Origin of the sequence: Streptococcus cristatus (assembly GCF_003943505.1) — a bacterium.
Taxonomy (GTDB): domain Bacteria; phylum Bacillota; class Bacilli; order Lactobacillales; family Streptococcaceae; genus Streptococcus; species Streptococcus cristatus_E.
This window is the reverse complement of the sequence record NZ_RJPS01000099.1, coordinates 1-605: the sequence shown is the minus strand read 5'-3', so window position 1 is coordinate 605 and position 605 is coordinate 1. Positions and strand designations below refer to the sequence as shown.

Genomic DNA, 605 nt, shown 5'->3' with positions numbered 1-605 from the left:
GTACTAAAATTGTGCCAATACCAGAGGTCGCATTGGGGATTTGAGGAGCTAATTTTGCAACTTCTGGTGTCCAACTACAAGAAGTGGTTGCACCAGTTGCGACCACTCCACTCAAACTACCAAATTGCCAAGTAACCTTGTGTGTAAAATCCCCACTTGCTCTCGTAATAGAAATGGTAATTGGAGAACCCATCATATTCCCAGAAACACTAGCTGTTGAGGACCGTGGAATATCTCGTAATCGTAACGATTGATAACCGGTATTAAGAGTTCCTGGTGACCATCCACCACTTCCTGAAAAGGTCGCAGAAAAACCAATGGTCTTTTGACCATTGGAATTGTGAGCGATGGTGATGGTTTTATCAATGAGATGAAGAGAAGAGTTCATGCTGTACATATCTGGTCTACCACTCCAAGAAAGAGTTTGACCATCTATGGAAACACTGGCACTACAGTTATACATCCCAAAGGTTGTTTGGCCATTTCGTAGCCACAATTGAACACGTACAGTTGAGGTATTATTGGCGGTGCTAGTTCCTGTTTCTTCTACCCTAAGTAGAAGATTGTACCCTCGGTCATTATTACTGCCATAATCTGCCATAGTC

Annotated in this window: 1 protein-coding gene; it reads right to left on the bottom strand. The window is 42.8% G+C overall.

What is annotated here, in order from left to right; translation table 11 throughout:
- Window positions 1-601 (bottom strand): DUF859 family phage minor structural protein (locus tag D8792_RS11210; RefSeq protein ID WP_221763081.1); only part of this gene is annotated, 601 nt, incomplete at its 3' end.
- Between the last annotated feature and the right edge of the window lie 4 nt (window positions 602-605).